We start from the raw sequence: 23,177 nt of genomic DNA, 5'->3' as shown, positions 1-23,177 counted from the left end.
CTTCACCCCTATAACGAGCCGTACCGTTCTTATGTCAGCGTCCTCTTTGCCGAAACTACTGCCGCGCCATTTGGCCATTCTGTTAATGATGACCGTGGCCACCATGTTTGCCGCCAATCACGTTTCAGCTCGGCTGGCGTTTGATAATGGCACCGGTCTGTTACTGGCGGTATTAACCCGCTCGGGGGTTGCCTGCCTGATTTTAGTGGCGCTAGTCATCGTGCAGAAAAAGCGCTTGTGGCTGCCCGCGGGATCTTGGCCGTGGCAACTGACCGTGGGGCTACTGATTGCGATCCAAAGCGTTAGCCTCTACTCGGCGGTGGCCAGGCTGCCTGTGGTGATCGCACTGCTATTGGTCAATACCTTTCCTATTCAGCTGGCGCTGCTCAGTTGGGCGTTGGGCGGCCCGCGTCCTACTCTGCGTAGCTGTCTGATCATGGGCACGATTTTAATCGGCTTACTGGTGGTGCTGGATATTCCCTCATGGATTGCCAGCGCCGATGGCATGGGGCCGGGGTGGATAGCAGGCATTGGTTTTGGATTAATGGCGGCCTTCGTATTTGCCTGCGCGCTGTGGGTTACCGAGCACCGCCTTGCAGGAGTGGGCAGCACCCTGCGCAGCCTGTTGACCATGCAGACCGTGTTTATTGTCATGATCATTGGCGGCATCGCCGGTGTCGTGCCAGGGGGTATGAGCCTGCCGGATAACAGTACCGGCTGGCTAGGGCTGACGCTGCTTGGTCTGCTGTATGGTTCGGCATTTTCGACGCTGTTTATTTTTGTGCCGCGACTCGATATGGCACGCAACGCACCGGTGATGAATATCGAGCCGGTTGCCTCCCTGGTGCTGGGTTACTTCGTGTTGGGGCAAATGCTTAGCCCCGGCCAGTTGGTAGGTGGGGCAGTCGTCGTTGGCGGTATTGTCGTGCTGAGCTTATCCAAGGGGCGGTAAATGTTTGCGTTCTTCATAGTTATGAATCACAATACAAATGTGTAAGGAAACACTGTTTTTTAACTGAGGTGCAAGCTATGAAGATGTCCATGTTGTCACTTACATCGGCGGTACTCCTGGTGGGTGCAGGCGCATTTGCAACCATTGCTCAAGCACAACAGTCTACCGGTTATCCGCAAGCTTACCTGGGCGCTGATGCCATGTTCTGGAGTCTGGATCCAGACAGAGGCTCGTCCCGTGATGACGTAGGCTTACGCCTGCGCGGCGGTGCCCAGTTCAATGACTACTTTGGCATTGAAGGTCATTTAGGTACGGGCGGTTCCGACGGTGGTGCCGAATTAGACTATGTAGCGGGTGCTTATGCTAAAGGGATTATTCCCATAGCACCTGAAGTGCGTCTTTATGGCCTGGCGGGTTTTACGGAAGTAGAGTTTGACCGCGGCGACAGCGAAAGCGACTTCTCCTACGGCGCAGGCGCTGAGATGGATGTGGCCAGAAACCTCTCCCTCAGCGCGGACTATATGCGCTACCTGGATAAATCAGCTTACTCCTTTGATGCTGCAAGCGTAGGTTTACGCTACCGGTTCTAAATCCTTAGCGTAACAGCGTAGCGAATGACTAAACCCCATGGCCTTTATGCCATGGGGTTTTTGTTTATAGGCTTGTAGAGAGCGTTTATGTAGCAGTAGATAGACATAGATATATTGTTAGCGCGCTAATTGATTGTTAGACTAAAGTCCCCTATGTGATTCCCTACACGATGCGCGCCCGTTGAGAGGCGCTGGCCAGGTGGTTTCCTGGTGGCTAACAAGTGAGCTCTGCATGACCCCCGATCAAATATTTGCCCGATGGGTGAGGGTAGCCCTTGCTACCTTTGTACTGCTTTTTATCTATTTTCTGGTGGCCGATAGCTTTATGCCTATGACGCCGGAGGCGAGGGTGATGCGGCCGGTCACGCGAATAGCGCCCGAACTCAGCGGCCCAGTGAGTGAGGTGCTGGTCAGTAATCACCAGCATGTAGCAAAAGGCGATGTGCTGTTTCAGATTGACCCGGCGCCGTTTCGATTAGCCGTTGAGCAGGCGCAGCTTAATCGCGAACAGGCCGAGCGGGAGAATGCCCGGTTGGAAGCAGAGCTTACCTCTGCCCAAGCGGAGCTGGCGTCCGCTGAGGCAACGGCTGCCGAGCGTCGGGGAGAACTTCAGCGTGCTGAAACCCTTGTGGCGCAGCAGAGCGTATCGCGCCAACAGTACGAACAGCAGGTGGCTGCTGAGCGTACCGCACAGGCCAGTGTGGCGGCAGCCAGGGCTAAAATCGTCAGCCTGGAAGTGCAACTGGGCGAGGCCGGAGAGACGAATCTGCGTTTGCGCCAAGCAGACAATGCGCTTTCCAAGGCGCAGTTGGATCTTGCTCATACCCAGGTGCGCGCTGCGCAAGCCGGAAGTGTTTCCAACCTGCAGCTAGATGTAGGCGACTACGTTCAGGCGGGGCAGCCAGCGGTAGCAGTAGTGGCGGATGCGATAGATGTCATTGCCGATTTTCGCGAAAAGAGCCTGCGCCATGCGGCACCTGGTGACGCAGCGCAAGTAGTGTTTGATGCTTGGCCAGGCCAGGTATTTGATGCGCAAGTGCTCGCCATGGATGCCGGTGTTCGTGAAGGACAGTTGGCTGCCGATGGTCAACTGGCTGATATTCCCACCACCGATCGCTGGATACGCGATGCCCAGCGGATGCGTGTACACCTGGTGCTAACTCAGCCAATCGCGAATTTATTACCCAGCGGAGCCCGCGCCACGGTGCAGCTTCAGCCAGGAGATGCTGCTTTGGCCAAACCATTTGTGTGGTTACAGGCACATCTGATCAGCTGGTTGCACTATGTTTATTAAGAGCCCGTATATTAAGCGCCTGTTGTTGACCCCGTTTAAAGGTTGGTGGGGGAGGCGCGGCGGGGCTAATGCCCAGCGAACTGCTCGCCCGGTGTTAACCCAAAACGGCCTGCGTCAGTGCTTGCGGGTGGCCGGTGGTGGCACGCTGGGGTTTGTGGTCAGCCAGCTAATGGGCTGGAACTACGGGGTGTTTTTTACTGTTTTCCCGATGTTCTTGCTGGGCATGGTGCCGATTCTGAATGGCCATATTATTCGCCAGTTTTTAGCCAACGTATCGCTTAACGTGCTTGAAGTCAGCCTGGTGGTGGGGTTACTCAAACATATACCGGTGGTGATGACCCTGGTGGTGATGGGCATTTTTCTGTTTCGCTTTAACCTGATGGCGAAAGGGCCGCTGTTTCTGTTTGGCGCCAACGGTGTGCTGACGCTCAGCATTCTGCTTCACTTCGCCAGCTACCCCAATGTGGACTTGAGCGATTTACTGGCCTGTAATCTCGTCGCCAGTGGCTTGGCGGTGTTTATTGCCATGCTGATGCATACGCTGTTTCCCGACGTGGAAGCCCGCAAACCGCCGCCCAGGGTTACCAAAACACCCTCGCAAATTCGCCATGAAACTTTAATCGGTGGATTAACCGCCACGCTCTCATTTGTAGTGTTTCAGATGTTCGACTTGCAAGGGTCGCTCTCTGCGCAGATGGCGACCATCCTGGTGCTGTTTACGCTGGGGTACTCTGGAGCGAAAGTATCAGCCGGTAAGCGAGCCATAGGAACCCTACTAGGGTGCAACTTGGCTCTATTAATGCAGTTATTCTTATATACCCAGAGCCACCATTTCCTGCTGGTGGTGTTGCTCTACTGGCTGGGGTTAATGCTTTTCGCTCGGGAGCATATCCATGAAGGGGGCGGTTCAGGGATTGGCTTTGGTGGACTGACCACTCTGGGGATTCTGTTTGGCCAGTCGTTAGGCCCGCAGCAGGATCTGGTGTATAGCGCGCTCTATCGCTTCTCTTCCATGAGTGTGGCACTGGTTCTTACGCTTCTGGCTATGGCTTCCCTGCACTTCGTGTTGAACCGCTGGGCACCAACGCGGTTACCCGCCAACAACCCGGCCTAAATTAATTAGCGCAACTTTTTTAATAAAGGCTACTCTGATGAATGTGTCGACGTGTGATTTGATGTGTTTCCCTACTAACGGATTAGAGGTGTTCGTCATGGCAACTGGTAAAGAAGATAAAGCGAAAGGAACGGCCAACAAAGCAGCGGGAAAAGTGAAAGAAGCCGCGGGCAAGGCAACAGGAAGCGCTAAAACTGAAGCCAAAGGTAAGGCCCAGCAGGCTAAAGGCGAACTGCAAAAAGGCAAAGGCGACGCCAAGGAGAGCCAGAAAAAACAGCGCTAGTTATGTAACACTGATACCAACAGGGGGCTTCGGCCCCCTGTTGGCGTTTAAGTGGTTTTAAACAGTTGTCTTGCTCAAACGAAAAAACCGCTAACCCACTAGCAGGTTTTTCGCATTATTGAAGCGGCCTGATCTTAGTTTAATTCCAGCGATAAACTCATTTCCACGCCAGCGTCATCTACTCTGAACCAGTACTCCATGTTTTTGTAGATGTCACCATATTGCTTGAGCATATCAATATCGGACGCTGACAAATCATCTGATGGTATCTGTTCCACAAAGTCGGCCAGTGAGTGGTAGAACTCGCCTGTTATGTGTCCATGAACAAGCAGATTGCGCTCTGAGGCAGGGGCTTCCAGCTCTTTCTGCAGTGTCGCCGAATCACTGATACCAGCGCCCAGTACAATAGCCGTGTCAGACATGGCGGCGTAGAGTTCCGGTGCCTCAGGGGGCAGCATCATGCTCTCGACTTGCTTGGCTTCCCCACCGGGTTCAAGCCCTAGAGTCCCTAACTCCGGCGCGAAAGAGCTTGCGGCAGAAAGCAGGGAAAGAGGATTTTGTGAAGCAAGCGTCAGGAGCCCCGTCATGGTAGGTTCGCCGTCTGTCATTGTCAGACTGTTGATACGAGCTCTGAAGCCAGATAGTGACTGACCAATCATCATGGTGATCGGGTTATTAATCGCCATGTTGATCTCATTCCAGGAGCTGTTCAGATCTTGTAGTTCATCACAGCTGAAGGGGTTCTGGCGCACTTCCTGAGCATATTTCTGAACGGTCTGAACCAACAGCGGCATGTTCAGACCTAAGCCATAGCTGGCCATACCTTCTGTGCTACCTAGGCCCGGCACCTGAGTCGTCAGAGTGCGCAGGTCGCTGACAATATCCTCATCGGTTTCTAGAATCAGGTTCATTTCCATGCGGTCAAGATCGTTCTCGCGCGAGCCCATTACAAGGCCAGGGAAGCGGTTCGTGATACGGTCGATATCTGCCTGGCAGGCGGATAAATCCAATTGCTCGGCATCAACCGCTTCCATCAGTGCCTGAGTACCTGAGTGAGTGGGGGTGCTCAGCTCATTAAGTAGGCGTGAGGAGTCGATTTTCCCTGCGCCGTAAGGTGTAAAGCCATGGCGCTTTTCAAGCTCTGCCAGTGCATCGGTATCACCGATGCTGCTGTCGGGCAGAGTGTTACCCAGCACTTGTGCTAGCAGCTCGTCACTAGCATTCTGTGGTACCACAGACACCAGCAGTTGCTGGTCGTCAATGGCTAGAATCGCCTTGACGGGCCCCTCAGGCGTCAGCACCCAGTATTCGGTGTCGTTGGTGGTGGCCGTACTCAGGTTAATGTCTGCTTTGGTCAAAATGCGTTGCAGCGTTTCGCGGAAGGCATCTTCATCCTGCAGTTGCATACGTAAAACAGGCAAGATACCCAACCCATAGAGGGCGGCCTGAGGGTTCATTTTCAGGCCCAGCGCATGGACATCGTCCAGCGTTTCAACATCGACCAGCTCTTCACTCATGGCGATCAATACCGTCATCAACGAATGCATCACTTCATCGTCTATCTCGGGCAGTGTCTCGCGTAGCTCATCCAGACTAGACTCAATGCTAGCCTTGGGCTGCATGCGTTGATAACGATCAAAAGCATCTTGTTCAGGCATTGCTTCACGTGTTGCCATGAAGTAGGGAGAGTCAGCCGGAATATATTTCAGCATGAGAGCTGCATTATTTTTCGGCGCTTCCTCCTGTGTGCCTGCGGCTGTTGGTTCGTTATCATCGCTGCAGCCAGTTAACATGCCTGCACTAAGCAGAGCAACGGTTACCGCCAAGTAAAGTTTGGTTTTCATCTGGAATCGGTTCTTTGAATGGTGTTGGTTTTAAATAAAACGCTATGAACAGAGCGCTGCGCAAATGAGAATCATACACGAGCAATGTATAATTAATCTACTTGGACGGTAATTACTTTTAAATACTCTTAGAGCAAATTCAGTGGCTGGCCTGTGGCGATTAGATATTAATGTGACCCTTGAGTTTTGCTAAGACTCAAGGGCCACGTATAGTCACAATGCTGTTCAGTAAGTCGCTATTTTAAACTTCCTGATACAGCTCACTGCCTTTGTTGCGAAACTTCTCTGCCTGCTCTTCCATGCCTTTCATCACCGCTTCCTGATCGCCGTTTAGACCATGTTCGTTGGCATAGTCACGTACTTCCTGGCTGATCTTCATGGAGCAGAACTTTGGTCCGCACATGGAGCAGAAATGTGCCACCTTGGCGGAGTCTTTGGGCAGGGTTTCGTCGTGGTACTCCCGAGCAGTATCCGGGTCTAGCCCCAGGTTGAACTGGTCTTCCCAGCGGAACTCGAAGCGTGCCTTAGAGAGTGCATTATCCCGCCGCTGCGCTGCCGGGTGGCCCTTGGCGAGATCCGCCGCGTGGGCAGCAATCTTGTAGGTAATGATGCCGGTTTTGACGTCGTCTTTATTGGGCAGGCCCAGGTGCTCTTTGGGGGTGACGTAGCAGAGCATGGCGCAGCCAAACCAGCCGATCATCGCCGCCCCAATGCCCGAGGTAATGTGGTCGTAGCCGGGGGCTATATCGGTTACCAGCGGGCCTAAGGTATAGAAGGGCGCTTCGTCGCAGTATTCCAACTGCTTATCCATGTTCTCTTTCACCAGGTGCATGGGCACGTGGCCGGGGCCTTCGATCATCACCTGCACATCGTGCTTCCAGGCAATATGGGTCAGCTCGCCCAAGGTTTTTAGCTCCGCCATCTGTGCTTCGTCATTGGCATCGGCCACTGAGCCAGGACGCAGGCCATCACCGAGGGAGAACGCCACATCGTACTGCTTGCAGATCTCGCAGATCTCCTCGAAGTGGGTGTACAAGAAGCTCTCCTGGTGATGGTACAAACACCATTTGGCCATGATCGAGCCGCCGCGGCTGACAATGCCGGTGACCCGCTTGGCGGTGAGCGGCACATAGCGCAGCAGTACGCCCGCGTGAATGGTGAAGTAGTCCACGCCCTGTTCGGCCTGCTCGATCAGCGTATCGCGGAAGACTTCCCAGGTGAGGTCTTCGGCCACGCCTTTGACCTTTTCCAGCGCCTGATAGATAGGCACTGTGCCAATCGGCACCGGCGAGTTGCGCAAAATCCACTCGCGGGTTTCGTGGATGTTCTGCCCAGTGGAGAGATCCATAATGGTGTCCGCGCCCCAGCGGATGCCCCAGGTCATCTTATCTACCTCTTCTTCGATAGAAGAAGTCACCGCTGAGTTACCCAGATTACCGTTAATTTTGACCAGGAAATTACGGCCAATAATCATCGGCTCGCTTTCTGGGTGGTTGATGTTATTGGGAATAATCGCCCGCCCTCTGGCGACTTCATCACGCACAAACTCAGGGGTGATTTCTTCCGGCAGGCTGGCGCCAAAGCTCTGGCCTTTGTGCTGATGGCCCAGAATGCGCTCTACTTCAGCGGTACCTAGCGCTTGACGGCGCTGGTTTTCGCGCAAGGCGATAAACTCCATTTCCGGGGTGATAATGCCCTGGCGGGCGTAGTGCAGCTGGGTCACGTTCTTGCCCGGTTTTGCTCGGCGTGGTGTGCGGGTTAGATCAAAGCGCAGCTGGGCAAGCGTCGGGTCGTTGGCGCGGCGGTTGCCGTAATCAGACGTGGGGCCTGATAGAAATTCGGTATCGTCACGCTCTTCAATCCAGGCTCGGCGTAGTTCCGGCAGACCGCGGCGCAGGTCATTGTTAGCATCCGGATCGCTATAGGGGCCTGAAGTGTCGTACACCAGCAGTGGCGGGTTCTCTTCATCAATGCCGGTGGTTTTGGTCGGCGACAGTGAAATTTCCCGGAACGGCACACGGATATCCGGGCGCGAACCTTCGATATATACCTTACGTGAGCCGGGCAGCGGCGCAATGGCGGCGGCATCGACCTGGGCGGTTTCGGCTAAAAAGTGGCTGGTTTTGCTTGTTACGGTCTTAGTCATTACTGTCGTTTCCTTGTGTTGTTTTGCTGAATTAGTGGGTGAGGTCTTGGTCTATCAGCTCTAGGCCCATCTGCCAGAAGTCGATTTCCAGGCGGGTGGCGTCGCGGAAGATCTTGCTCAGTTCGGCAAAGCGGGCGGGGGTAATGTCGGCAAGGCGGATATTCAGCCATTCAAGCTCCGCCTGCATGGCGGCCTGAAACTCCTCGCCTTCGTACATGGCTATCCAGGCGTCGTAAGGGTTTTGCGCGCCGCGCAGGGTGGAAGGCTGGGCGTTTAGCCAGTTGGCGATTTCGCCGTAGCCCACCAGGCAGGGGGCCAACGCCACGTGCAAATCCAGCAGGTCGCCGCGGTTGCCGGTATCTAACACATAGCGGGTGTAGGCAAGCGTCGCTCTGGCTTCGGGAAGCTCCTCCAGTTCTTGCTCGGAAATCCCCCACTCCTGACAAAAGCCCACGTGCAGGCCCAGCTCCACATCCACAATGGCTTTCAAGCCTTCATGGGCTTGGCGAAGATCGGCGAGGGTGGGGCTTTTGTAGGCAGCCAGCGCATAGGCGCGGGCGAAGTGAATCAAAAACAGGTAGTCCTGCTTTAAATAGTGGCGAAACGACGCCCCGGGCAGCGTGGCGGTGCCTAGCTGGCGCACAAAATCGTGCTCAATATAGGCGCGCCAATCTTTCTGGCAAGCGGTAGTGAGATCAGTAAAGCGGTAGCCCATGACTCCTCCGGTGGTAATGATCCGGAGGGCGGGCGAAAAAGATCGAGGGAGTGGCGCAGAAGGGCGGCGTGCGATCGTGAGAGAGCAGCCGTGGCCATCGCTTGATCCCTACGCCGGTACCCTCGCTGCGAACTTGTGTAAGTAGCAGCGCATTAGCCGGATCAGGTTCTGCGGGATCAGCGCTCGGCAGCATTAATTGCTACGCCCTGCGCCATCTCAGCCGGATTTCACCGGCACCCCGTCAAGCTGTTCGTTGGTGGAGTGTAGGAGGCGGGTGAGGGAGATGCAAGGGTGTATGACATGGAAAGTTATCGGGAAACAATTTATTAGCATCATTACAGCGATGAGAGTTTAGGTGCTGTAATGGCGTTTCATGGCATCGGTACGTGAATTATTATACAGTTGAGTAACAAGTGGCTGTTTTACAGCCACTTCTATTTCGAATGTGAACCGTAGGGAGTTGCATGACCAACACGAACTCGATTTTAGGCGTCTATCTCAGTGATTCGCTCGACCTTGATGCCATTTATGGTAACGCCTTGCGCGATGAAGCGAGTGATGTCGTCCTGCGCCATCCCCATGAGATCGATAACCCCGAAGATGTGCGTTTTGCGATCTGCTGGTTGCCCAATGACAAGGCTTTCGAGAGCTATCCTAATCTTGAGCTGGCGATGTCTATCGGTGCCGGTGTTGATGCCCTGCTGGCGCATCCTGGCCTGAAAGATGAAGTACACATCGCCCGGGTGCGGGATCCACATCAGGCCGACTTGATGGCGGGTTTTGCCGCGCATGAGGTGCTCCATCGTGAGCGTGAGTTCACCACCCTGGAGCAAAATGCTGCCAAGGCGCATTGGGCGCCATTGACGATGCGCGCGCCAGCATCAAGAAAGGTGGCGGTGCTGGGACACGGCACCATGGGGCGCGCCGTGGTGAAAGCGGTGGCCGCGCTTGGCTTTTCTGTACACGTAGCCTGCCGCAGCGAGCCACAAGCGCCGGTTGAAGGCGTGACCTATCTGACAGGTGACGGGGCTGTCATGGCGGCAGCGGATGGCGCCGATTATCTGATCAATGTGCTGCCACTGACGGCTACCACTGAAAACGTGCTTAACAAGGCGCTGTTCGCGAAGCTCGCCAAAGACGCTTGGTTGGTGCAGATCGGTCGGGGTGAGCACTTGGTCGAGGACGATCTTCTCCTAGCGCTCGAACACGGCCATTTGGGTGGGGCGAGCCTGGATGTGTTCCGTGCCGAGCCGCTGCCTGCGGATCATCCCTTCTGGCAGCATGAGTGCCTGCGCATCACACCACACATTGCCAGTGATTCGTTGCCAGAGGTGGTCGCAGGGCAGGTTGTCGACACCGCCCGCGCCCTTCGCGATGGGCAGCCGCTTGCCATGGGCGTTGATCGGGCGCGCGGTTACTAACGTAAACGCTAACCACGTTGCATGACAATCACTTTGCTGCAAAGGAACACCTGATGAGTCTCGATAAGTCTCAACGCACCACGACGAGCAACGCCGAACAAGAAACCCGCATCGCGCTGGCAGCCTGCTATCGTCTGGCCGCCCACTATCGCATGACGGATCTGATCTACACTCATATTACCGCGCGGGTGCCTGGTGAGAAGGGACGTTTCCTGATCAACCCTTACGGTTGGCGTTGGGAGGAGATTACGGCTTCTTCGCTGGTGAAGATTGACGTTGATGGCCATAAGATTGATAACAGCCCAGAACAAGTGAATCCGGCTGGTTTCACCATCCATTCCGCGATTCATACTGCTAGCCACCATGCGGCCTGGGTGATGCATACCCACACGCGCGCTGGCGTGGCGGTGTCGTCGCTGGAGTCGGGCCTTGAAACACGGCTTAACCAGATTGCGCTGCAGTTTCACGAACGGGTGTCTTACCACGATTATGAAGGCATTGCCCTGGATCTGGCTGAGCGTGAGCGAATAGTGGCAAGCCTTGGCGACAACCCGGCGCTGGTGTTGCGTAACCATGGCCTGCTGACGACCGGTGCGTCGGCTGCAGAGATGTTCAACAATATGTTTTATCTTGAGCGTGCCTGTGAGCTACAGGTGGCGGCGCAGTCTACTGGCCAGCCCTTACGGCTGGTGCCAGAAGAGGTGGCGCGGCACGTGGCGCGCCAATACGACCAGACTATTCATGAAGACGGCGATCTTGAACTCGAATGGGCCGCGCACCTGCGCACGCTTGAGGCGCTGGATCCAAGCTACAAAGACTAAATTGGCGCGGTTGCCAGCACGGCAAGCAAGCCAGTATCAGAACTATACGAATATCTACACAAGCAAAAGGGGGCCACTGGACGGCCCCTTTTTGGTTGTGCCACGTCCTGAATTAGCGTTGATAAACGTGATGCTCGCACAGGCCCGTGACCATTAGTGTTGTGGTACGCGGTTTTCCAGCCAGCGCAGCCCAACGATCAAGACGCCGCTCAGGCAGAGGTAGACGGCGACCAGGAAGAGTAACGGTTCGTAAGTCAGGTAAGTGGTCTGGCGTACCTGGGTGATGACGGCATACAAGTCCATCACGGTGATGGTGGCAACCAGCGGTGTGGATTTCAGTTGCAGGATGATCTCGCCCGTCAGCGTTGGTAGAGCACGATGAACAGCACGCGGAAACCAGACACGGCTAAAAACCTTGCGACGCGACATGCCGAAAGCCTTGGCGGCTTCCAGCTCGCCATGCGGTACACCGGCAAAGGCACCGCGCATAACCTCACCCTGATAGGCGGCAAATGACACCGTGAGGGCAATGAAACCATAGGGCCAGGCCTGGCGCAGGTAGTCCCAGGCCCAGGAGTCGCGAATTTCCGGGAACTGGCCGAACAGCGCTCCTAGCCCGAAATAGAACAGCCATAGCTGCAGTAGCAGTGGCGTGCCACGGATGACGGTGCAGAAGCCGGTGGCTAGCCATCGCAGCGGCCACGCTCCTTTGACTTGCGCAAGCCCTAAAGGCAAAGCAATCAGAAAGCCCACCACCACGCTGGATACCAGCATGATCAAAGTCATCTGCAGGCCTTCCCAGAGCTTGGGCAAGTAGCGGGGTAGCCAGCTCCAGTCCATCAGTTGAATCGCGGCCACCAGACCGACGATGAATATCAAAAGCAGGATAATACGGTGAGGCTCAAGTAGGCCCGGCAGTTTGGTTAACGTGGGCGTTCGCGACGGGCGGGTAAGCGACGCCAGAGTTTGAGGGTCAGACACAGGCATTCCTTGAGTTCAGCGTGTAGAGACAAGACCACGCCGTGCATAGCGTTCGAAGCGGCGCAAGGCCACGTTTGATACTAGCGTTAGCGCCAGATACAGCACGCCCGCGGCCAGAAAGAACATAATGTAATGCTGCGTAGCGCCAGCGGCCTGCCGGGTGACCAGTGTGAGCTCGCTGAAGCCGATGACGGCAAGCAGGGCGGTGTCTTTAGTGGCAATCATCCACAGGTTGGCCATGCCGGGTAGGGCATGTGGCGTCATTGCTGGCAGCGTGACCCGACGCAGCACCTGGGCGGGCGACATGCCAAAGGCGTGGGCCGCCTCGGTCTGCCCGCGGGGGACGGCGAGAATGGCCCCGCGAAAGACTTCGGTCGCATAGCCGCCCTGTACCAGGCCTATTACCAGAATCCCGGCGGTCAGGCCGTCGATATCGACGCTGCCAAACCCCATGGCGGTTGAAGCACGGCTTAAAAGATCGGTGCCAACATAGTAGAACAGCAGCATCAGCACCAATTCGGGCACGGCACGAATGACCACAGTGTAGATTTCAAACAGGTCGCGAACGACCTTATTGCCGTACAGTTTGCCAGCGGCACCTGCGATGCCGATCAGGATACCCAGCAAATAGCCACCCGCCGCCAGCTGGATCGAGCGCATGAACCCGACGAGCAGCACCTTGCCCCAGCCGGGAGGCTCATAGGCCAACAAGCTTAAATCGAAGACAGTCGTCATAGTGGCTTGTCCTTGTGAAATTGGAAAGCAAAGGCCGCCTGGGTGGGCGGCCTTTGCTGATGGGGATTAGCTGCCGTAGATATCAAAGTCGAAGTAAGGGGCGCTAATTTCTTCATAGGTGCTATCGGCGCGCATCGCGTCGATGGCTGAATTGACCCGTTCGCGAAGTTCGGTATCACTCTGGCGCAGGCCTACTCCCATGCCTTCACTCATGAGTTCAGGGTCGCTGGCCACCTCGCCGCGGTATTCGCAGCAGGATTGGCCGGTCTCAGAGTTGATAAAGGTCTGTACCGCCAGGGTGTCGGCGACGATGGCATCAATACGGCCAGCGACCAGATCCTGTAGCTCTTCGTTGAGGGTTTGATAGACATTCAGGTTGGCGCTATCTGCGAAATGCTTGCGTGCATACTGCTCTTGGTTGGTGCCCGACTGAATGCCCAGGTAGGCGCCTTCCAGGCCTTCGGGAGTAGGCTCTATGTCAGTGGACTTGCGCGCCAGGATGCCGGTGGGGCTGGAGTAATACTTATTCGAGAAGGCGATTTGTTCGGCACGTTCAGGGGTGATCGACATTGAACCGATGATCATGTCAATCTTGCCGGTTTTCAGGGCCGGAATGATGCCTTCCCAGGCCACTGGCTTGATCTCGCACTTGGCATCCAGGCGGTCACACAGCTCCTCGATGAAATCGATTTCCCAGCCTGACCAGTTGCCACTGGCATCTGGTGCATAAAAGGGAGGGTAAGGCTCTGCGGATAGCCCGATCTTGTAGCTATCTGCCAACACAGGGGCAGCGAAAATGCTCAGGCCGATAAGGCCGGCGGTAGCAGTGAATGTCTTGAACATGGGGATTACCTCTGTTGTTTTCGGGGTTGTCTTCCAGATTGTCTGCAGGAGTGGTGGGATATCGGTGGCGGTCAGGCCACCGAACTGATGAATTGCTTCAAATGTGGTGAGCGAGGGTCACCAAAAATCTGATCAGGAGGGCCCTGTTCTTCGATTATGCCCTCTCGCAGGAACACCACATGTGTGGCCACATCACGCGCAAACGCCATCTCGTGAGTCACCAGCAGCATGGTGCGATGCTCGGCTGCTAGGTCACGAATCACGGATAGCACTTCGCCGACCAGCTCCGGGTCGAGTGCTGATGTGGGCTCATCGAACAGCATGGCCAGCGGGTCGACGGCCAACACGCGAGCAATCGCTGCGCGCTGCTGTTGCCCGCCGGACATGACGGCCGGATATATGTCTTTCTTGCTGCCAAGTCCCACTCGGTTGAGTAGTTCCTCAGCGCGATGAATGGCCTCGTCGCGCTTCATGCCCAACACATGAATAGGCACCTCGATCACGTTTTCCAGAACCGTACGGTGTGGCCACAGGTTGAAGTTCTGGAAAACCATGCCGAGGTGAGCGCGAATACGCTGAACCTGGCGACGGTCTGCGATTTCAAGACCGCCATGGCGGGCGTCCTTCATGCGATAGGGTTCACCCTGGATAGCTATCTCGCCCGAGGTAGGGTGCTCCAGCAGATTAATGCAGCGAAGTAGTGTGGACTTTCCCGAGCCTGATCCACCAATGATGGCGACGATATCGCCTTGGCGTGCGGTCAGGGAGATGCCCTTGAGGACCTTGAGAGAGCCAAATTGTTTGTGAAGATCACGGATCTCTATTGCAGGTACGTTTGCCATTGATTGTCTCGTCTCTGGGGGCGCCCATCTGCCTCCCGGAGGGGAAACATCTTCATCATTTAGCAGGCGCTTGCAATTAGTTCCTTGTTATACGACAGTATAACTGTAAGCCAAGTACGGTCAGATTCAAAGCATCAATGTTCAACGAAAGGTGAGTCGGTTGCTGTTGGTGATCGACTGTTGAGGCAGGTTTTGTATCGATCTCACAAGGTTATTCAGTTGCTTAACTTATGTGCTGGAAACAATGCGAAGTAGATCCTGTGAAGTAATTTACGTGGCATTAAATGCCTAGGCGGATGTTTCTTAGCGGAAACGAAGGGAATTATGAGTAGGAAATCATTTCAGCGCTGGTCTATGGATGCACGGCGGCGCAGCTTACTCGAAGCCACGCTGCACTGTATTGCTGAGCACGGAATGAATGGTGCCAGCGCGCGTCGTGTGGCCGAACGTGCAGGGGTAACGGCTGGGCTGATTAGGCATTACTTCGGCTCTAAAGATGCCATGGTGAGTGCTGCTTATGCCTACCTGATTGGCCAACTGACGGGTGAAGCCGAGGAATCTTCTGAGCAAGCGGGCGAAGTGCCAGAGCGGCGCTTGGCACGCTTTATCGTCGCTAACGTAACCTCGCCGAACCTGTCGTCTCGAAAGGTCGCACTGTGGGCAACCTTCATTGGTCGCGTGCGAACCGAGCCGGAATATTCCGATATCCACCGCGAAAGCTATCGAGAATTCCTGGCTTTGCTGGAAACATTGATCCATCCGGTACTTTTAGCGCTGGAGCGTCCGGCAGACCCCGTTACCTGTAAACACTACGCTATTGCGCTGAATGCGCTGATTGATGGCCTGTGGCTTGAAGGGGGGCTGGGTCACGGCCTATATGACACAGCGTTGCTACCTAAGATCGCGTTGAGCGCCGCCGAAGGCATTCTAGCGCTGCCCAATAACACACTGATGCAGTATGTCGCTGTCGACAAATCGTCTTCTCAACCCGCAACACAATAGGGATTTATTCATGCGCTACGCAGCGATTACCGACCGTCTTTATGAACTTGGCGGTGACAAATGGGCGGTGCACAATGCCGCCAGAGCGCATCAAGCCAAAGGCAAAGAGGTCATTGAACTGAGCATCGGTGAGCCGGATATCACCACAGACCCGGCTCTTGTCGAACACTGCATCAATGCTTTGCGGGCGGGGCGAACGCGCTATTCTAACGGGCGTGGTGAACCGGGATTGGTCGATGCGCTTATCGACACCTATGCACCACGCCTTCCTTCTATCAGCGAAGAGAACGTGCTGTGTTTTCCCGGCACCCAAACTGCATTGTTCGCTGTCATTCTGGCACTGGTCGGTGAAGGCGATGGTGTGTTGAGTGGCGACCCGTATTATGCAACCTATGAAGGGGTTATTCGCGCGGCAGGTGCGCATTTACAACCGGTACCGCTGCGTATGGCGAATAGTTTTATCATGCAGCCCGATGATCTGGCCGATGCTATTACTCCGGAAAGTCGGGTGCTAATGCTCAATACTCCGCACAATCCTACCGGCGCGGTGTTGGATCGTAAGACCTTGGTGCAGCTGGGCGAGCTGTGTATCAAGCACGATTTGTGGATTCTCTGTGATGAGGTTTATGAAGCGTTGATTTTCGACGGTGATTTTGTCTCACCGCTGGAAATCGACAGCCTAAGAGAGCGAACCGTGGTGGTGTCATCGATCTCCAAGAGCCATGCGGCAACTGGTTTCCGTAGTGGTTGGTCAATTGGGCCGGTGGAGTTCTCGCGCCGCTTGCTGCCCATCTCTGAAACCATGTTGTTTGGCAACCAGCCATTTATCGCTGACATGACCGAGGTAGCTCTGCGCCAGCATTTCGATACCGCCGAGCGTCTGCGCGAAGCGCTGGGACGTCGCGCCAAACTACTGCACAAAGCTATCAGCCAAATCCCCATGCTGTCTTCAAGCCTGCCCCAGGGCGGCATGTTCCTGATGATCGATATCTCCAAAACAGGTATGGACGGCGAGGCCTTCGCTTGGCGCCTTCTCGAAGAGCAGGGTGTGGCGGTGATGCCGGGCGCTTCCTTTGGCGAGAGTGCTACATCTCTAATTCGGCTGGCGCTGACAGTGCCGGATGAAGTGTTGATGCAGGCGGTCGACAGGTTGGCAGCGCTTTGTCGAAGCCTGGAAGGGCATCACCTTGAGGCGTAACAGACAAGATATAAGAATGCGTTGACTGTGATATTTAACCCCCTACTCCGGTGCCTGCACAGGCAGTGCATTATCCGGATCAGGTTTAGCAGGATCAGCGCTTGGCAGCAAAGTGCTCACCTTGCGCGATCCCAGCCTGATATCACTGGCACCCCGTCAAGCTTTTTGTTGGTGGAGTGCAGGAGGCGGGTGGGGGAAATGCAAGGGGAAGGTTGATACTGCCGAATTAGGCTTTGCTTGGTTGTGAAAGAGTGGAGTAGAGTCAAGATATAGTTGATAGAACTTCAATGGAAGAGCCGTCAGGTTGAATAAGGTTGCTCAGGGTGCCTCATTTAAACCTATATATATCTTTGATTTTATTAGGAGATCTATATGCCAATCGTAACCGTTCAGCAGTCTCCAGGCAGGACTAAAGAGCAACGTGAGCTCTTAGTTAAGCGTATAACCGAAGCATTTTCAGAAGCATATGGAACCAGCCCTGAGGCAGTAACAATCTTCCTTCAAAATTTTGATGATGAGCATTGGGCCAAAGGTGGGAAGCTACATTCTGATCGTTCCTGAGCAGCTTTCCCGAATGGACAATGGTGATCAGTGGGGCAGGTCGAGATATTGAATCCGTATAGCGTTTGACTCTGAGGGTAGCCTTCACCCGCTCCATCAGTTTCATAGGGGCCGCTCCCTACAAAATGTGTGCTTATATACAGCGTTGTCGAGTTAACCAAAACGCGCAAGCACCCGAATCTTGGGTGTACTGCCGAAATTTTCTTTGCTACCTGAAGAATCAATGGGGTAGAGTTAATTTTGGTGGCTACATAAGCTCAATGAACGCGCCGAAACGTTTATTGAGCTTATGCAGCGGGGTGTATAATCACAGTTAAACCTAATGCCGAGTTTCGGGGGTGTAAATACCGTTGCGAATAGACGAAGTTCCACCTTCAGAGGTTCCGATAGATCTACTTCTTTTGGCAGATCCATCTGAAAAGGCCATCAAAGAGTACCTGGATCAGGCAAGGTGTTTTGTTGCATATACCAACGACGAGGTGATCGGATCTTGTGTTCTCAAGCCAATCGGAGCAGGAATATTGGAATTGATGAATATTGCTGTTTCTCCATCGCATCAACAGCGTGGCATCGGAACGCGACTTTTGGAAACAGTTATCGATAAAATGCAGGAGTCAGGTGCAAAGGGCCTAGAGGTCGGAACCGGTACTTTCGGTTACCAACTGACCTTCTACCAAAGGCAGGGTTTTAGAGTGGACTGTATTGATAAGGGTTTCTTTTTGAAGAACTATCCTGAGCCAATCTTTGAAAATGGAGTTCAGCATAAAGATATGCTGAGACTCACTCTCGAATTTTCTGGCGATACGTCATGCCAACGAACGGTTTAACAATGCAATGCACGCGACAAGCGCGTGATTGTGGTGTTATGTCTCAAAAGTAGGTAGGTGCACATGGCAATGATTACTGATTTGGTAGTGTTATTGGTAGCTTTGCTCCACGGATATTTCTTGATATTGGAGATGTTTCTTTGGGATAAGCCGATGGGCCTTAAAGTCTTTGGTCATTCCAAAGAGCAAGCCGCAACGACAAAGGTTTTGGCATCGAATCAAGGTCTTTATAACGGTTTTATTGCAGTCGGTCTTTTGGTTGGTATCTTTCAAGGTGCGGCAGGATACGATTTCAAGTTATATTTCTTGGCGTGCGTTGTTGTGGCCGGAATCTACGGTGCAGCAACAGCAAACCGGAAAATTCTATTTGTGCAGGCGTTGCCAGGAGCAATTGGCTTGCTTTTAGTTCTTTTCGCTAATCATTAAGTGCAGGTTCGCCATAACAATTCGCATCAGTACGCGGCCTGCGGCCGCCGGATACCCTTTCCAGGGCTCCTTCGTCACCATTTCAAGGTCGCCGCTGTGCACGGAGTTAGGAGAAGTACGTGACCAAAAAAGTCACTCAGATATCGGAATTTTTACTTCAGTTTGATGCGTTAAAATCGGTAAACCGCAAAACCTACATCAACGGTGGAGAGCGAGTTGAGAACTCAGCAGAACATTCGTGGCACCTGGCGATGGCTTGCTGGGCTTTTGCAGAGCAGTCACAGGAAGACTTTGACCTCTTAAAATTACTCAAACTGGCCCTGGTGCATGATCTTGGTGAGATTGGTGCAGGAGATACATTTCTCTATAGCGCAAACCGCAATGATGCCCACATTGAAGAGCGTAAGTATATCGAGAAACTGGCTTCTCATCCCGGTAACCCAATCGGAGATCTTCCGGAGCTCTGGGAAGAGCAAGAGTCTGGGGAAACTAAGGAAGCAAGGCTTCTCAAAGTCATCGACCGTCTATTACCCTTTCTGCACAATGTAACGAGCGAGGGCCGTGCCTGGAGAGACCATGGCATACGGAAGAGCCAAGTGCTGAAAATGCATGGGTTCATAGAGCAGGAAAACTCAGAAATATACGACTGGTTTATTTCAAAGGTTGAGTACGCCGTGGATCAAGGCTGGCTAAAGAACTCCTAACCAGGTCCGTCACGGCGACGCCTTCATTTCGTAGCCGCGCGTGCTGAACGGCGTTAGATCTACAACCAAGCACTAAAATGGAGCTCCTAATGAAAGTTGCATACAGGATGGCAACACCTGACGATGTGGCCGAATGCATTGCCTTGAGAGGAAAGGCGAGAGAAAACGCTTTCTCTGTCGAACAATTGGAAGAACTCGGTATTACTTTAGAGAGCTGGAAAGCAGGAATTAGCGATGGCTCCTTACCTGGTTACGTTGGTGTTAGTGAAGGGAAGATTATTGGCTATTGCTTCGGTGATAGCGAAACCGGAGAAATTGTTGTTTTGGCACTATTGCCAGAATATGAAAGTAAAGGTGTTGGCAAAGCACTATTAAATCAAATGATTGAGTCTTTCAACTCTTTAGGGTTTGAACGACTTTTCCTCGGGTGTTCATCCGATGCGAAAGCTCGGTCATATGGCTTTTATCGACACCTAGGCTGGCGTTCAACTGGTCTATTTGATGATGCGGAAGATGAGATACTTGAATACTTCCCTAATAAATAGTGAGGTCATATTGGTACCATCCAACAAGTGGTTCAAACCGTTCGCTGTGCTCGCTGGGACGGGCTAAAGCCCACCCCTTAACAAAACGTTATGGCACACGATTAAATTAACTGACTCAAAGCTCAGCGTCATAACAAAGCGTTTAAGAGTGAATCGCAACGCTTGGCATTCTCAGTTCAAGGTTGGGTTTCGTGTTTACGGCGCAATAGTTTAGGTTAGGTGACAGCGTTACTCACACCTTAATGCGGCGTTAAATCAGTAGTGATACCGGAGTTGGGCAATTAGCAAAGCGTCATCCGTGACTTTGTAAACCATTCGGTGTTCTTCGTTGATTCGCCGAGACCAATAACCGGCGAGACTGTGTTTGAGAGGCTCTGGTTTGCCGACCCCTTCAAATGGCTCTCGTTTGGTCTCTTTGATTAACTTGTTAATTCGGTTAAGAATCTTCTTGTCGGTTTTCTGCCAGTACAGATAGTCTTCCCAGGCGCTCTCGGAGAAGATTAGTTTCATTCAAGAAGTTCCTTCTCCTGACCACCACCTTGTTCCAATTCGGCAACGGATTCCAGCAAACGGCGGGCGTTCTTAGGTGCGCGCAGAAGATAGGCTGTCTCTTGCAGCGCCTCATAGTCTTCGAGAGAGATCATTACCACGGATTGCGCCTTGCTTCGGGTGATGATCATAGGTGAATGGTCTTCACAGACCTGCTCCATGGTTTTTGCTAGATTGGTTCTAGCGGCTGTGTAGCTGATAGCATCCATAAGGTTGCTCCTGTACAGGATGTTGTTAATGTACAGGATATAGTACGTAGTGAGGTTTGACAATCAACTGCACAGCGCTCGGTTTTCCGCCGCTTTGCGGATTCGAATCCATTGGAAAGTTACGCGTGTTGGCAGCTTGTTTGCTAATGCGTTGTCTCAACGCAGACGCCATAGCTTTTCGATACGTCGTACCATCGCCTGGATTACCTGTCGTCGAGCTTCTTGCTGATCCAGCCGCACACGCTCAAGATCAACGCCTCCCCGCCCATCGCGGTATCTGGAAGGGATGCTTCCCTTGAGCAAATTGCCGGCACTTCCTTCTGGCACGGCATCGTTATAGCAGGGGGCTAACGAGCCGTGGTGGTGAAAGTTCTGCACTTTTGTTGAGTTCATCATGCGCCTGACCTCCATCATATCGTCCCTGTTCCCGGGGCGATTGGGTTATCTCATGGGTTCAGGTGCATGCTAATCTTGTTCTAAGCTGCAAGGTATTCCATGAAAGTGAGAATTAACTTTGCAAAAACGAACAGGTAAAAATCTCAGGCAACCTTCTGCCATGACACAGAAAACCAGGAGTCACCTAGCGTGGAACGACTTTGAGGTCGTCCTGGCAATCGCAACTGCAGGTTCGCTGTCGGGTGCCTCACGCGTCTTGGGCGTCAGTCACGCTACGATTTTCCGACGGCTGGGTGATATCGAACAGCGCCTTGGTGTTGCTCTTTTTGAAAGAAGCCGAACCGGTTACCGGCCAACGCTTGCTGGAGAAGAGCTCGCTGAAACCGCCAGAATCATGGATGAAGTAGCCTTGGCCGCCGAACGTAAAGTCGCTGGGCGCGACTTGGAGCCGAGAGGGGAAATCTGGCTCACCACAACGGACTCTTTGTTGATGGGGCTGCTCTCTCCTCTGTTCACGCAGTTTCAGCATAAATATCCAGGCATCGTGTTGGACGTCGCCGTATCCAACCAGCTATTCAATCTGACACGCAGAGAAGCTGACGTCGCCATCCGCCCGTCCAATGCTCCTCCTGAAAATCTGATTGGGCGACCGCTGACGGCCATAGGGCAGGCGGTCTACGGACACCGAAGCCTCAATCTGTCACCAGGAGCTTCTATCAAGACCCTTGCTAGCCAGCCCTGGATTGGTGCTGGCCCGCGATTGCAGGACTCAGCACTGGATCAGTGGATGGACAACAACGCGCTGAAAGCGGCCTGTGTCTACCGTGTCGATACGCTGGTCAATATACTCAGCGCTATTAGCTCCGGTATGGGGCTGGGTGTGCTGCCCTGTTATTTGGCGGACGAAGATCCGGACATTATCCAGCTCACTGATCCTATCCCGGAGCTGGAATACGGCTTGTGGTTTCTGATGCACCCGGATCTACGAGGCGTAGTGAGGATTCATGCCTTGATGGATTTTCTGACAGAAGTGGTTCGCGCTCAGAAACAACGCTTGGCCGGTTACTGTTTAACGACAAGCACGACCTTACCTTGAATGCCGCCTTGCATAGCTCTCTGGTGCGCAGCCGATGCTTCTGCCAACGAATAGGTACTGTCGATCACGATCCGAATGGTACGGTCGTCGAGCAAGCGACTGGCCTGCGCCAGCAGCATTCCGTTTGAGTGCACCTGTAGTGAGGAAACCGTAACCCCTAGCCTGTTGGCTTCATCCCTGGCAGAAAAGCCCAAGGGGTTGACCAGAAAGAGCGAACCGCCTGGTTTAATAATGCTGAGGAAGCGCTCCATGTTCGGGCCACCCACAGCGTCAAGCACCAGATCCACATCATGTGCGACCGTTTCGGCGGCTGCCTTGGTGTAATCAATGAAGTCGTCAGCACCCAGCTCGCGAAGAAGCTCTTCATGCTTACCCGAAGCAACCGCGATTACACGCGCCCCTTTCCATTTGGCGACTTGAACCGCTAGATGCCCCACGCCACCGCCAGCTCCATTGATCAAGACGGTCTTGCCTTCGAGCGGTACAGGCACATGCCGAAATGCCTGGAATGGATTGGGTAGGTCATTACCAGGATCAACCAGAAACTGCCAGACAGTAAGCAGTGACATTGGGGCACCTGCTGCCTCGACATGAGAAATGCCCTTTGGCTTCAACGCTAGGTGGCTTTCAGGAACGCTGACATATTCGGCATAGGTGCTGCTGCCCGTCATCAGGTCTTCGGGAAAACGCACCATTGCAAAGACGTGGTCACCTACGCTGACTTTGGAAACCTCGTCGCCAATGGCAGCAACGACCCCTGACACATCAGTGCCCAATATCAACGGGAAATGTGGGCTAGGCTGCCATTCTGGAGGTAGCGCCCGATAGCCGTCGCGCAGGTAAAGGTCTGGTGGGTTAAGACTTGCCGCATTAACTTGGATAAGCACTTCACCGGTTTGTACTTCGGGTCGGGGCGTATCTTCGTAAAGCAAGACCTCTGGGCCACCGAAACTATGCAGCTGCACTGCTTTCATCATGTCGTTCATCACAACCTCACTCAAGAATAGTCACATGGCAAATAGTAAGGAAGTTCCTTGTCATTGATAATGGTGCGTAGATTCGTTTTAATAATTCCATGAAGGA

At 53.7% G+C, this 23,177-nt stretch carries 26 protein-coding genes and 1 riboswitch; of the genes, 15 read left to right on the top strand and 11 right to left on the bottom strand.

Annotated elements, in window-relative coordinates:
* Positions 1-31: 31 nt before the first annotated feature.
* The 5 genes from HALA3H3_RS01580 to HALA3H3_RS01560 all read left to right on the top strand — a co-directional run bounded on the left by HALA3H3_RS01580 (position 32) and on the right by HALA3H3_RS01560 (position 4,233).
* Positions 32-952, top strand: coding sequence for an EamA family transporter (locus HALA3H3_RS01580; protein WP_027959875.1), 921 nt, complete (start codon positions 32-34; stop codon positions 950-952).
* Positions 953-1,029: 77 nt separating this feature from the next.
* On the top strand, positions 1,030-1,542 hold the full coding sequence (locus tag HALA3H3_RS01575; protein WP_022520632.1) for a porin family protein: 513 nt from the start codon (positions 1,030-1,032) through the stop codon (positions 1,540-1,542).
* A 232-nt stretch (positions 1,543-1,774) separates the two neighbouring features.
* Complete coding sequence (locus HALA3H3_RS01570) at positions 1,775-2,836, top strand: HlyD family secretion protein (RefSeq protein ID WP_022520631.1); 1,062 nt, start codon at positions 1,775-1,777, stop codon at positions 2,834-2,836.
* Positions 2,826-3,950 carry a DUF2955 domain-containing protein gene (locus HALA3H3_RS01565; protein WP_022520630.1) on the top strand — a complete coding sequence of 375 codons (1,125 nt, stop codon included), beginning with the start codon at positions 2,826-2,828 and terminating at the stop codon, positions 3,948-3,950. Before HALA3H3_RS01570 ends, HALA3H3_RS01565 begins: the two co-directional genes overlap by 11 nt.
* Positions 3,951-4,047: 97 nt before the next feature.
* Positions 4,048-4,233, top strand: coding sequence for a CsbD family protein (locus HALA3H3_RS01560; RefSeq protein ID WP_039859265.1), 186 nt, complete (start codon positions 4,048-4,050; stop codon positions 4,231-4,233).
* A 134-nt stretch (positions 4,234-4,367) separates the two neighbouring features.
* Here HALA3H3_RS01560 and HALA3H3_RS01555 read toward each other — a convergent pair whose 3' ends face one another.
* The 3 genes from HALA3H3_RS01555 to tenA form a co-directional block, all read right to left on the bottom strand.
* Positions 4,368-6,077: a hypothetical protein gene (locus HALA3H3_RS01555; RefSeq protein ID WP_022520628.1), complete on the bottom strand. Its 1,710-nt coding sequence runs from the start codon at positions 6,075-6,077 to the stop codon at positions 4,368-4,370.
* A 241-nt stretch (positions 6,078-6,318) separates the two neighbouring features.
* Positions 6,319-8,223 (bottom strand): phosphomethylpyrimidine synthase ThiC, encoded by a 1,905-nt coding sequence (gene thiC, locus HALA3H3_RS01550; RefSeq protein WP_009287210.1) that lies wholly within the window; start codon positions 8,221-8,223, stop codon positions 6,319-6,321.
* A gap of 31 nt (positions 8,224-8,254) precedes the next feature.
* Entirely contained in the window at positions 8,255-8,938 is a 684-nt protein-coding gene (gene tenA / locus HALA3H3_RS01545) for a thiaminase II (protein WP_009287211.1), read from the bottom strand.
* Between the two features lie 88 nt (positions 8,939-9,026).
* Positions 9,027-9,189: riboswitch (TPP riboswitch) on the bottom strand.
* Positions 9,190-9,402: 213 nt separating this feature from the next.
* On the opposite strand from tenA, the gene HALA3H3_RS01540 reads away from it, so the two are divergent.
* Together HALA3H3_RS01540 and HALA3H3_RS01535 are read left to right on the top strand one after the other, a co-directional pair.
* The gene (locus HALA3H3_RS01540; RefSeq protein ID WP_022520627.1) at positions 9,403-10,359 is read left to right on the top strand and encodes an NAD(P)-dependent oxidoreductase; all 957 of its coding nucleotides are present in this window, start codon (positions 9,403-9,405) and stop codon (positions 10,357-10,359) included.
* Positions 10,360-10,412: 53 nt separating this feature from the next.
* Positions 10,413-11,180: a class II aldolase/adducin family protein gene (locus tag HALA3H3_RS01535; RefSeq protein ID WP_022520626.1), complete on the top strand. Its 768-nt coding sequence runs from the start codon at positions 10,413-10,415 to the stop codon at positions 11,178-11,180.
* Between the two features lie 153 nt (positions 11,181-11,333).
* Here HALA3H3_RS01535 and HALA3H3_RS01530 read toward each other — a convergent pair whose 3' ends face one another.
* The 4 genes from HALA3H3_RS01530 to HALA3H3_RS01515 form a co-directional block, all read right to left on the bottom strand.
* Positions 11,334-12,167, bottom strand: a complete 834-nt coding sequence (locus tag HALA3H3_RS01530) for an ABC transporter permease (RefSeq protein ID WP_022520625.1) — start codon at positions 12,165-12,167, stop codon at positions 11,334-11,336.
* A 9-nt stretch (positions 12,168-12,176) separates the two neighbouring features.
* Positions 12,177-12,896, bottom strand: coding sequence for an ABC transporter permease (locus HALA3H3_RS01525; protein WP_022520624.1), 720 nt, complete (start codon positions 12,894-12,896; stop codon positions 12,177-12,179).
* 66 nt (positions 12,897-12,962) lie between these two features.
* A complete protein-coding gene (locus HALA3H3_RS01520; protein WP_022520623.1) occupies positions 12,963-13,739 on the bottom strand; it encodes a transporter substrate-binding domain-containing protein in 777 nt (258 codons plus the stop codon).
* A 71-nt stretch (positions 13,740-13,810) separates the two neighbouring features.
* Entirely contained in the window at positions 13,811-14,581 is a 771-nt protein-coding gene (locus HALA3H3_RS01515) for an ABC transporter ATP-binding protein (RefSeq protein WP_022520622.1), read from the bottom strand.
* A 324-nt stretch (positions 14,582-14,905) separates the two neighbouring features.
* On the opposite strand from HALA3H3_RS01515, the gene HALA3H3_RS01510 reads away from it, so the two are divergent.
* The 7 genes from HALA3H3_RS01510 (at position 14,906) to HALA3H3_RS01480 (ending at position 19,844) form a co-directional block, all read left to right on the top strand.
* Positions 14,906-15,583: a TetR family transcriptional regulator C-terminal domain-containing protein gene (locus tag HALA3H3_RS01510; RefSeq protein WP_022520621.1), complete on the top strand. Its 678-nt coding sequence runs from the start codon at positions 14,906-14,908 to the stop codon at positions 15,581-15,583.
* A 10-nt stretch (positions 15,584-15,593) separates the two neighbouring features.
* The gene (locus tag HALA3H3_RS01505) at positions 15,594-16,781 is read left to right on the top strand and encodes a pyridoxal phosphate-dependent aminotransferase (RefSeq protein ID WP_053856853.1); all 1,188 of its coding nucleotides are present in this window, start codon (positions 15,594-15,596) and stop codon (positions 16,779-16,781) included.
* Between the two features lie 372 nt (positions 16,782-17,153).
* Positions 17,154-17,342, top strand: a complete 189-nt coding sequence (locus HALA3H3_RS25900; protein WP_022520619.1) for a 2-hydroxymuconate tautomerase — start codon at positions 17,154-17,156, stop codon at positions 17,340-17,342.
* 401 nt (positions 17,343-17,743) lie between these two features.
* Positions 17,744-18,169: a GNAT family N-acetyltransferase gene (locus HALA3H3_RS01495; RefSeq protein WP_236557256.1), complete on the top strand. Its 426-nt coding sequence runs from the start codon at positions 17,744-17,746 to the stop codon at positions 18,167-18,169.
* A gap of 63 nt (positions 18,170-18,232) precedes the next feature.
* Entirely contained in the window at positions 18,233-18,595 is a 363-nt protein-coding gene (locus HALA3H3_RS01490) for a DUF1304 domain-containing protein (protein WP_027959862.1), read from the top strand.
* A 119-nt stretch (positions 18,596-18,714) separates the two neighbouring features.
* Positions 18,715-19,299, top strand: coding sequence for an HD domain-containing protein (locus HALA3H3_RS01485; RefSeq protein WP_022520616.1), 585 nt, complete (start codon positions 18,715-18,717; stop codon positions 19,297-19,299).
* An 89-nt stretch (positions 19,300-19,388) separates the two neighbouring features.
* Complete coding sequence (locus tag HALA3H3_RS01480) at positions 19,389-19,844, top strand: GNAT family N-acetyltransferase (RefSeq protein WP_022520615.1); 456 nt, start codon at positions 19,389-19,391, stop codon at positions 19,842-19,844.
* Positions 19,845-20,099: 255 nt separating this feature from the next.
* Here HALA3H3_RS01480 and HALA3H3_RS01475 read toward each other — a convergent pair whose 3' ends face one another.
* From HALA3H3_RS01475 to HALA3H3_RS01465, 3 genes are all read right to left on the bottom strand, one after another.
* Positions 20,100-20,354, bottom strand: coding sequence for a Txe/YoeB family addiction module toxin (locus HALA3H3_RS01475; protein ID WP_022520614.1), 255 nt, complete (start codon positions 20,352-20,354; stop codon positions 20,100-20,102).
* Positions 20,351-20,602 (bottom strand): type II toxin-antitoxin system Phd/YefM family antitoxin, encoded by a 252-nt coding sequence (locus HALA3H3_RS01470; RefSeq protein WP_022520613.1) that lies wholly within the window; start codon positions 20,600-20,602, stop codon positions 20,351-20,353. Before HALA3H3_RS01470 ends, HALA3H3_RS01475 begins: the two co-directional genes overlap by 4 nt.
* A 156-nt stretch (positions 20,603-20,758) precedes the next feature.
* Positions 20,759-20,998, bottom strand: a complete 240-nt coding sequence (locus tag HALA3H3_RS01465; protein WP_053856851.1) for a hypothetical protein — start codon at positions 20,996-20,998, stop codon at positions 20,759-20,761.
* Positions 20,999-21,158: 160 nt separating this feature from the next.
* On the opposite strand from HALA3H3_RS01465, the gene HALA3H3_RS01460 reads away from it, so the two are divergent.
* Positions 21,159-22,094: a LysR family transcriptional regulator gene (locus tag HALA3H3_RS01460; protein WP_022520611.1), complete on the top strand. Its 936-nt coding sequence runs from the start codon at positions 21,159-21,161 to the stop codon at positions 22,092-22,094.
* On the opposite strand, the gene HALA3H3_RS01455 is transcribed toward HALA3H3_RS01460, so the two are convergent.
* A complete protein-coding gene (locus tag HALA3H3_RS01455) occupies positions 22,061-23,080 on the bottom strand; it encodes an NADP-dependent oxidoreductase (RefSeq protein WP_022520610.1) in 1,020 nt (339 codons plus the stop codon). The genes HALA3H3_RS01460 and HALA3H3_RS01455 overlap by 34 nt on opposite strands.
* Positions 23,081-23,177 lie beyond the last annotated feature (97 nt).

It is taken from the genome of Halomonas sp. A3H3 (assembly GCF_000982975.1).
GTDB classification, from domain to species: Bacteria; Pseudomonadota; Gammaproteobacteria; order Pseudomonadales; family Halomonadaceae; genus Vreelandella; species Vreelandella titanicae.
Note: the sequence above shows the minus strand (reverse complement) of the source record. Positions and strands in the feature narration are given on the sequence as shown.